2 protein-coding genes are annotated in these 1266 nt (G+C 61.1%); both read left to right on the top strand.

Annotated elements, in window-relative coordinates; genetic code table 11:
- The coding region (locus AC1D1P_RS23715) for a TRAP transporter large permease (protein ID WP_477674699.1) at positions 1 to 736 on the top strand (736 nt) is incomplete at its 5' end.
- Positions 737 to 764: 28 nt separating this feature from the next.
- A partial coding sequence (locus AC1D1P_RS23710) for a lactonase family protein (RefSeq protein WP_477674698.1) occupies positions 765 to 1266 on the top strand: 502 nt, incomplete at its 3' end.

The raw sequence follows: 1266 nt of genomic DNA, 5'->3' as shown, positions 1-1266 counted from the left end.
CCTGGCGGCCGCTTACCTGGTGGCCGTGAAGCGTGGTTACCCCGCAGGCACCTTTCCCGGCTGGTCCATCGTCGCGCGTTCACTCGCGGCTGCCTTGCCGGGCCTGATGATCGTGGTCATCATCCTGGGCGGCATTTTGTCGGGTGTGTTCACGGCGACAGAGTCTGCGGCCGTTGCCGTGTTGTATGCGTTGGCGCTGACGATCTTTGTTTACCGCTCCATCAAATGGGAGCACTTCATCAAGGCGGCCTCCAAGGCGGTCAAGACCACCGGCGTCATCTTGCTGCTGATCGGCATCTCCAGCACCTTCGGTTACCTCATCAGCCTCTATGGCGTGGCGGAGTTGACAGGCCAGATGCTATCGCAAATCACCACCACACCGTGGGTGATCTTCCTGCTGATCAACATCATCCTGTTTGTGTTGGGCACCTTCCTGGACATGGCCGCGACCATCCTGCTGTGCACGCCCATCTTCCTGCCGATTGCCCAGCACTACGGCATGAGCTCGGTGCAGTTCGGCATCGTGTTGCTGATCAACTGCGCATTGGGATTGAACACGCCGCCCGTGGGAACGACCCAGTTCGTGGGGTGTGCCATTGGCGGAGTGTCCGTGGGCACCGTGATGCGGACCATCTGGCCTTTCTATGGCGCGCTGATTTTCGCGCTCGCACTGGTCACGTTTGTGCCGGCTTTCTCCATGTGGTTGCCCAGCCTCTACATGACGGTCGGCAAGTAAAAAGTTCAACAACACAACGGAGACATCCATGACAACAGGAACCACCATTCGCCAGGTCCTGATCCCCGCCGTTTTTGCCGGGACCATGGCTGCCGCTGGCGCCAGCAGCGCAGCCACCTGGGTGTATGTCAGCAACGCCGACAGCCAGGAGATCTCGGTGTTTCAGCTGGATCGCGCCGCAAGTTCCCTCAAGCCGGTGGCGAGGGTTCCTGTGGGCGGAACCGCCATGCCCATGGTGGTCAGCAAGGACAAAAAAATCCTGTACGTGGCCCTGCGCTCGCAGCCGTTTCGCGTTGTCACCTTTGCCATCGACGGCGCCAACGGCGGGCTGAAGAAACTCGGCGAGGCCTCATTGGCCGACAGCATGGCCAACATTGACCTGGACGCCTCTGGCCGCTGGCTCTTTGCCGCCTCCTATGGCGGCAACAAGATCACGGTGAACAGCGTGGGTGCCGACGGCCTTGTCGGGCCCGTCCAGCAGATCGTTCCGACTTCGCCCAACGCCCACGCCATTCACCAGGACCCTGCGG

It is taken from the genome of Polaromonas sp. P1_E1_2 (genome assembly GCF_056406035.1).
This window is presented reverse-complemented; position numbering and strand designations above follow the sequence as displayed.